The organism is uncultured Lamprocystis sp., assembly GCF_903933125.1.
Lineage (GTDB): Bacteria > Pseudomonadota > Gammaproteobacteria > Chromatiales > Chromatiaceae > Thiodictyon.
Genome location: NZ_CAIZIZ010000305.1, coordinates 20,770 through 27,687 on the forward strand (window position 1 = coordinate 20,770; position 6,918 = coordinate 27,687).

Consider the following 6,918-nt stretch of genomic DNA (forward strand, 5'->3'; position numbering starts at 1 on the left):
AATGCGTGTCGTCATCTGTGGCGTCACATTGAGAAATCGGTCCCCAGATAGACTTCGCGAACTTGCTGATCGGCGAGCAACTCCGTCGGTGTGCCGGCGGCGATCACGGTGCCGGCGTTGATGATGTAGCCACGGTCGCAGATGTCCAGGGTCTCGCGGACGTTGTGGTCGGTGATGAGAACCCCGATCCGGCGTTCGCGCAGGTGTGCGACGATGGCCTGGATGTCGCCGACGGCGATCGGATCGACCCCGGCAAAGGGCTCGTCGAGCAGCATCACGACCGGATCCACCGCCAGGGCGCGGGCGATTTCCAGGCGCCGCCGCTCGCCGCCGGACAGGCTCAGCGCCAGCGAGGCCCCGACGTGGGCGATTCCCAGTTCTTCCAGCAGTTGATCACAACGCTCCCGCTGCGCGTTGCGACTCAGGTCACGCCGGGTCTCCAGGATCGCCAGAATATTCTCGCGCGCCGTCAGTTTGCGGAAGACCGATGCCTCCTGCGCCAGGTAGCTCAGTCCGGCGCGCGCCCGGGTGTGCATCGGCAGCAACGTGAGGTCGCGCCCATTCAGTTCGATGCGGCCATGATCGCTTGCGATCAGCCCGACGATCAGATAGAAGCAGGTGGTTTTGCCGGCCCCGTTCGGGCCGAGCAGCCCAACGACCTCGCCGGCGTCGACCTCGACGCTCACGTCATGGAGCACCTGACGGCTGCGGTAGCGCTTTTTCAGCTCAGTGGCGCGCAGGGTCGTCACGGGCGACTCGCGGCGGGCTGCGGCGGCGTAGCCGGGGGTTTGGGCGGGGCGCCGTTCTTGGTATCCGGAGTAAAGGTGATCTTGACCCGGCCGCTGCCGCCGGCCTGCATCCGCGCTTTGGCCCGATCGTAGACGATCCGATCGCTGGTGATGCGGTCCGTGCCCTGGATCAGGAGCGCCTCCTCGGTCAGGACCAGTTCATCGCGCTCGGCGTCGTAATCCATGCGCTTGGCAAAGGCCTGCACCTCGCCCTGGTCGCCGTCCATCTGCTGTTTGTACGATGCCGGGTTGCCCCGGGCGATGATGAATTTGATGCGGCGATCACTGCGGTGGTGCACCGTGACCTGGTCGGCGAGCAGCCGCATGGTGCCCTGGTCGACCTGGACCCGGCCGACATAGAGGCTGGTTCCCTTGGCCTCGTCGACCTCGACCGTATCCGCCTCGATCAACATGGGCTGTTGGTCGTCGCCGGTGACTGCTGTTGCCCGCTGGGCGAGCAACCCCAGACTCAGGGCGATGGCGACGGTAAGGACACTGCTGGTCAGGGCACGCGGCGGCCGGACGCTCATGGGACGGCCGCGCTGTGGGTGGGAGCGATGGAGATGTGCACGCGACCGGGGTACTCGGCGCGTGCGGGTTTGGCATACCACAGTCGAATACCACTGGCGGTCAGCCAGTCGCGATCACTCTCGATTCTCACGGGTTGGTCTCCTTGGGCATAGTCCCGCTTGGGCCACAGGGTCATTTCAGTGGTGGCAAGCCGGAAGGAGCGGGTGAGGCTCGTCCCGGCGCGTTCGACTGTGACCGTGTCGCTCAGGCGTATCTCGTCCCCTCCGGACAACAGCAGACCGTGCTTGGCTCTGATCTCCCAGGGTGGCGCGCCGTCGGGTTCAAACAATGTCAGTTGGGGCACGTCGAGCTCGGACAGGTTCTCGGGGACGAATTGTCGCAGTTGTTGTGCGACCAGGCGCCGCGTCGGTTGGCCGGTCGCGTCGGTCTCGATGGCGCGAAAATCCGACACGACATAATTCGGTGCATGGGTGCGCGGACGCGGCGGCGGTTCCTCGACCAGGCTCCGCGACAGCCACCAGCCGGCCCCGCCGAGCACGGCGAACACCACCGCGAGCCGGCCCTGTCTGGTGGTCCACACGCCTGCCGTCCAACCGGGTCAGCGGGGGGGCTCGACCATGGTATCCCAGGTGCCCTGGGCGTCCATGATCAATTCACAGACCTCGCGCACGGCGCCCCGTCCGCCGGGTGCTCCGGTGCACCAGTGGGCGTGCTGCCGGACCAGCGGATGGGCATCGCCCACGGCAATCGCCAGACCGACCCGGCGCATGACCGGCAGGTCGATGACATCGTCGCCGACGTAGGCGCAGGCGTCGTCCGGCAGTTCCAGGATCTGTTTCAGTTCATCATAGGCGGGGGCTTTATCCCGGTACCCTTGATAGACATGGGCGACACCCAGGTTTGCCATGCGGATGCGCACCAGGTTCGAGCTGCGCCCGCTGATCACCGCCAGGCGCACGCCGGTCTCCTGGAGCAACACCATGCCGTGACCGTCACGGGCATTGAAGGCTTTGAATTCCTGGCCATCGTCACCCAGGTACAGGCTGCCGTCGGTCAGGACCCCGTCGACGTCGAGGATCACCAGGCGGATGCGGGCGGCCCGCTCGCGAATGGCTTGTTTGTTCACGGTTCCTCTCAGACTACGCCCGAGCGCAGCAGGTCGTGCATGTTGAGCGCCCCGGTCGGGCGGCCGTCGCCGTCGACCACCAGCAGCGCGTTGATTGCTTTCGATTCCATCAGCCGCAGGGCCTCGGCGGCCAAGTCCGCGGCGGCGACGGTGACACAGCCGGCCGTCATCACCGTGTCGATCAGGGTCCGCCGGACGTCGATCCCGCGGTCGAGGGCGCGGCGCAGGTCGCCGTCGGTGAAGATGCCGGCCAGCCGGCCCTGGGGGTCGACCACCGCGGTCATGCCCAGCCCGGCACGCGACATCTCTTCCAGGGTGGCGAGCAGCGAGGTTCCCAACGGGACCAGTGGAACCGCCTCGCCACGGTGCATGATATCCTCGACGTGCAGCAGCAGGCGCCGCCCCAGGGTGCCGGCGGGGTGCGAGCGGGCAAAATCCTCGGCGGTGAAGCCGCGGCTTTCCAGCAAGGCAATCGCCAGGGCGTCGCCCATCGCCAGCGTAGCGGTCGTGCTGGAGGTCGGCGCCAGGCCCAAGGGACAGGCTTCGCGGGTGACGCTGACGTCCAGGTTGACATCCGCCTCGCGCGCCAGGGTCGACTCGGCACGTCCGGTCAGGGTGATCAGCGGGACGCTCAGCCGCTTGATGAGCGGCAGAATGGTCAGCAATTCCGCGGTTTCACCGGAGTTGGAGAGGGCCAGCACCACGTCGCGCGGAGTGATCATCCCCAGATCGCCATGACTGGCTTCACCTGGGTGCACGAAGAAGGCCGGACTGCCGGTGCTGGCCAGGGTCGCGGCGATCTTGCCGCCGATATGCCCGGACTTGCCCATGCCCAGCACGACGATCCGCCCCTCGCAGGCCAGCAGGAAGCGACAGGCTTCCACGAAGGCGCCATCCAGCCGCGCGCCCAAGGCGGCGACCGCGGCGGCCTCGGTCTCGATCACCGCCCGTCCCAGGTCGCGGATGCGCGTCTCCTGACCGGGGGCCAGGGTATGCTTGCGGGTGCCGAGTCTGCGTGGTTCAGTCATGGGATTCGCGTGTGGTTTAACACCAACGGCTGTCTTGCCGCTGGTGGGCAATGTAACCATACACTAAACCGCTCCCAGCGCGGTATGCGATGTTTTTTGGATGGGATCGGCCCCGGCAGATTCGCCGATTGCTGGATCTGGCACGGTTTACAGTCTGAAAAAAGTACAAATATTTTACACCGTCTCCACCGAGGTCGGTGAAACTCCCAAGGCCGAACACACCATGAAAACTACGCATTCCGCGCTGGACTCGGTTTAGCCACTAACCACTAACCACTGCCAACATGCCTTTGCTTCCCGTGCGGTCTGGTTGGGATCCCTGGTCGGGCGACGACCCGTTTTATCCGGATGACCTGCCGCCGGAGTGGCGGCTCGCGTACTTCGCCAACGTCTGCTGGGCGGTCGCGGTCCCGGCCGCGCGTTGGCGCGCGGCGGCCGTCGCCGGTGCCCGCGACTGGGCGCGCGACACCCCAAGCCGTTTCCGTTTCTATCTGGAGGCCGAGCCCGGTCTGCCGTCCGCCCTGGCCGCGCCGGTCGCCGCGGTGCTGGGGGAGCGCTTTGGCGGACTGATCGGCCATCCGCTGTTCGACGCCGAGCAGGCATGTGGTCTGAAACCCCGACCGATCCTGGGTCCGCGAGCAGGGCAGGGCGCGGGTCTGTCCACGACTAGGGGTCTCGCCTGGACGGTCCCCGCGCCTGTCATCGACGACCCGCGCGCGGCCCGCGCCTGGATCGAGCGGCGGGTGTCGGCGTCACCCGTCGGGCTGATCCTGGCCCTGCTTGGGCCTTGCCCAGGGGCGACGGTCGAGCGGTGGCAGACACTGGTGGAACTGATGGGCTGCTAGCCGACGGGACTGAGCCTCTAGCGGTGTCCGCAACCCCCTGAACTGAAAAGCCGCCCGGCGGGGGAAAACTTTCGTTTACCTCAGGCCGGAACGAACAATCCGTCAGTTGCGCGCGTGGGCTGGGGCGGTGGGCGAAAATTCACCCCAGCGTGTCGGCGGGGGCGTGCAAAAAGGTGGCCACCAAGGGATCATTTCGTTATCGAGACGATCCTTTGCAGGAGGACCCCATGGCGGCCATTGAACCGAGCTGATTTGACTGGCGCGACTATGCGGCGCCGGAAGAGGCCCACTACGCGGTGCCCGACAGTTGGAATTTCTCACGCTTTCTCGCCAACGTCGTCGAACTGGAAGAGACGCTGGGGATGGTGACCGGGATGATCACGACGCTGCGCGAACAATTGATGGCGGTCTTACCGGAGTTCGGGCGCCGCTACGACGGCAAGGCCATCGAGAGCCACAGCACCGGACGGGTCAACCGCGCCACCGGGAAGACCTCCGATCCGGAGGCCGACTGGGGCAAGCACGAGACCAGCGGCATCGACGCGCGCACCGGCAAGCCCTGGAAAAAGATCAAGACCTGGTTTGGCTACGGCATCCACTTGATCGCCGACACCCAGTATGAGATCCCGGTGGCGCTGCACCTGACCACGGCCTCCCATGCCGAGCAGGTCGAACTGCGCGTGATGCTCAAGGAGACCTTCGCCGAGACCCCCGAACTGGCCGCGCGCTGCCGCGACTTCAGCGCCGATCGCGGCCTCGACTGCGAGGGTCGTGAACGGTGCCATCAGGCGGGCGGGGTTACGCCCGGCGACGACGGGCGCATCGTGCCAAAGCCGGTCGTCACGAGCAAATGCGTTCGCTGGTTCAGCCCATCCCCGCGACCGGATAGCCTCACCGACTGCCGCGTCCGGCCAGACCGCCCGCGCGCCGCCTGCGGGCGGGGCTGTCCGCGGGACAGTGTTGTTGAGAGCAATTCTCATATGGGTGCTGCGGCGACCCAATTTCGCCGGTACTCGCCAGGAAATGCCTGTGCGTCAGTCCGCCTGGCGCCGACCCCGGCCCCGGCGCGTCCGCGAAAAACGCCGCAGCGCAAATGTCTCTGCGACTGATTGAACGCTTTCTCAAGGCCGGGATAATGGAGGATGGAGCCGTCGCGGCAGGCCGCGAAGGCGCCCCGCAAGGGGCGCTGGTCTCGCCCGTGCTCGCCAACATCGACCTCCACTACGTGCTCGACACGTGGTTCACGGACGCATTTGCACCGCGCTGCGGTGGATCGGCGAGCCTGATCCGCTATGCCGACGACTTCGTCGGTTGCTTTGCGCGGCGCGAGGACGCCGAAGCCTTCCACGACGCCTTGGCCGAGCGCCTGCGGGCATTCGACCTGGAGCTCGCCGCCGAAAAGACCGCGATCCTGCGCTTCGGCAGCGAGGCGGCAGTGCACTGCCGCGAAGACGGGCTCGCCAAACCGCGAACCTTCGACTTCCTCGGCTTCACTCACGACGTGACCTTCGGCCGCAATGGAGGCTTTTATGTCGGACGACGCACGATCGGCAAGCGCGTACGCAAGAAACTGCGCGCGCTCGGCGACGAATTGGCCAAGCGGAGCACGGCAGGCGGAACGGCAATGATCGACGATGCCGGCCGCCACCTGCGCGGGCACATCCAATACTGCGGGGTGAGCGGCAATTTCCGCTCGGTCCGGGTCTACATCTACCAGGGCGCAAAAGCGCTGTACCGGGCACTCGTCCGGCGCAGCCAGCGCCGCCGATTGACCTGGGCGCGCTTTTGGGAACGGATCGCCCCGCAACTTCCGCGTGCGCGTATCGTGCATAATTTGTTGGTGACGCCCGCTGTATGGCTGACCCAAACTGGGAGCCGGATGGTGTAACGCACCACGTCCGGCTCTGCGAGGGGCCGGCACCCGTACCCGCGTATGGTCGCGATCTTGTGGCACCGCCGGGAAACCAGGCGGCAAACAGAGAACACCAACTTCGACCTGAAGCGCGGGGAGGGGCCGGTCTACTCTCCCGGACCGTCCGCGGCCGGCCGGAACGATGATCAAGGCATCCTCTTAACTTTAATGCGGTCGGAAAAATGGCAAACCGTAACACCGATTATTCAACAATTGAACCCTCTCATTTCTACGGGAGTCCCGAAGAAAAGACGAAGTTCAACTGGTTCGCTTTTGAACTGGCGTCCGAGATCGATCGCGCGGTTCCGGACCAGTTGAAGCGCTATCTGTCAACCAAGGGTTACACCAAGAAAACGTTCAATAAGTCATGTATCACCCTTGCGGTATTGCTGCAAGGAATCGTTCTGAAAAAACTGAGAAACGAGATTCCGGATATGGAGATCAATTATACTGAAGTGGAACGCGCATTCCCGAGACTCAATGATGCAACCATCAATAAGCTATTGGATTGCACCGCTAAGGCGTGGGAGAACTTGCTGAGCGTCTGTGTGTCATGCCCATCGGCTTGTGTGTCGAATAAGGACGCCTATTGTGCCATGTTTGATGACAATACTTACGACTGAAGATGACCGGACGATGAATGGTCCCCGTGGGAGCGGCGTCCCGCCGCGATGCGGTGCCGCGGTGA

Annotated in this window: 9 protein-coding genes; 4 read left to right on the forward strand and 5 right to left on the reverse strand. The window is 65.1% G+C overall.

Annotated features, from left to right (window positions below; translation table 11 throughout):
- Nucleotides 1-23: 23 nt before the first annotated feature.
- The 5 genes from lptB to QZY03_RS15095 are packed head-to-tail and all read right to left on the reverse strand — an operon-like array spanning nucleotide 24 to nucleotide 3,473.
- Complete coding sequence (gene lptB, locus QZY03_RS15075) at nucleotides 24-749, reverse strand: LPS export ABC transporter ATP-binding protein (RefSeq protein ID WP_295582415.1); 726 nt, start codon at nucleotides 747-749, stop codon at nucleotides 24-26.
- A complete protein-coding gene (gene lptA, locus QZY03_RS15080; RefSeq protein ID WP_295582417.1) occupies nucleotides 746-1,318 on the reverse strand; it encodes a lipopolysaccharide transport periplasmic protein LptA in 573 nt (190 codons plus the stop codon). Before lptA ends, lptB begins: the two co-directional genes overlap by 4 nt.
- Nucleotides 1,315-1,899 carry an LPS export ABC transporter periplasmic protein LptC gene (lptC, locus tag QZY03_RS15085; protein WP_295582419.1) on the reverse strand — a complete coding sequence of 195 codons (585 nt, stop codon included), beginning with the start codon at nucleotides 1,897-1,899 and terminating at the stop codon, nucleotides 1,315-1,317. The genes lptA and lptC overlap by 4 nt, the downstream gene beginning before the upstream one ends.
- Nucleotides 1,900-1,917: 18 nt before the next feature.
- Complete coding sequence (gene kdsC, locus QZY03_RS15090; RefSeq protein ID WP_295582421.1) at nucleotides 1,918-2,445, reverse strand: 3-deoxy-manno-octulosonate-8-phosphatase KdsC; 528 nt, start codon at nucleotides 2,443-2,445, stop codon at nucleotides 1,918-1,920.
- An 8-nt stretch (nucleotides 2,446-2,453) separates the two neighbouring features.
- Nucleotides 2,454-3,473: a KpsF/GutQ family sugar-phosphate isomerase gene (locus QZY03_RS15095; protein WP_295582423.1), complete on the reverse strand. Its 1,020-nt coding sequence runs from the start codon at nucleotides 3,471-3,473 to the stop codon at nucleotides 2,454-2,456.
- A gap of 284 nt (nucleotides 3,474-3,757) precedes the next feature.
- Here QZY03_RS15095 and QZY03_RS15100 point away from each other — a divergent pair, with 284 nt between their 5' ends.
- The 4 genes from QZY03_RS15100 (at nucleotide 3,758) to QZY03_RS15115 (ending at nucleotide 6,853) form a co-directional block, all read left to right on the forward strand.
- Nucleotides 3,758-4,318 carry a hypothetical protein gene (locus QZY03_RS15100; RefSeq protein ID WP_295582424.1) on the forward strand — a complete coding sequence of 187 codons (561 nt, stop codon included), beginning with the start codon at nucleotides 3,758-3,760 and terminating at the stop codon, nucleotides 4,316-4,318.
- Between the two features lie 296 nt (nucleotides 4,319-4,614).
- A complete protein-coding gene (locus QZY03_RS15105; protein WP_295582426.1) occupies nucleotides 4,615-5,427 on the forward strand; it encodes a hypothetical protein in 813 nt (270 codons plus the stop codon).
- A gap of 26 nt (nucleotides 5,428-5,453) precedes the next feature.
- On the forward strand, nucleotides 5,454-6,206 hold the full coding sequence (locus tag QZY03_RS15110; RefSeq protein ID WP_295582428.1) for a reverse transcriptase domain-containing protein: 753 nt from the start codon (nucleotides 5,454-5,456) through the stop codon (nucleotides 6,204-6,206).
- 206 nt (nucleotides 6,207-6,412) lie between these two features.
- On the forward strand, nucleotides 6,413-6,853 hold the full coding sequence (locus tag QZY03_RS15115; RefSeq protein ID WP_295582430.1) for a hypothetical protein: 441 nt from the start codon (nucleotides 6,413-6,415) through the stop codon (nucleotides 6,851-6,853).
- Nucleotides 6,854-6,918: the final 65 nt, after the last annotated feature.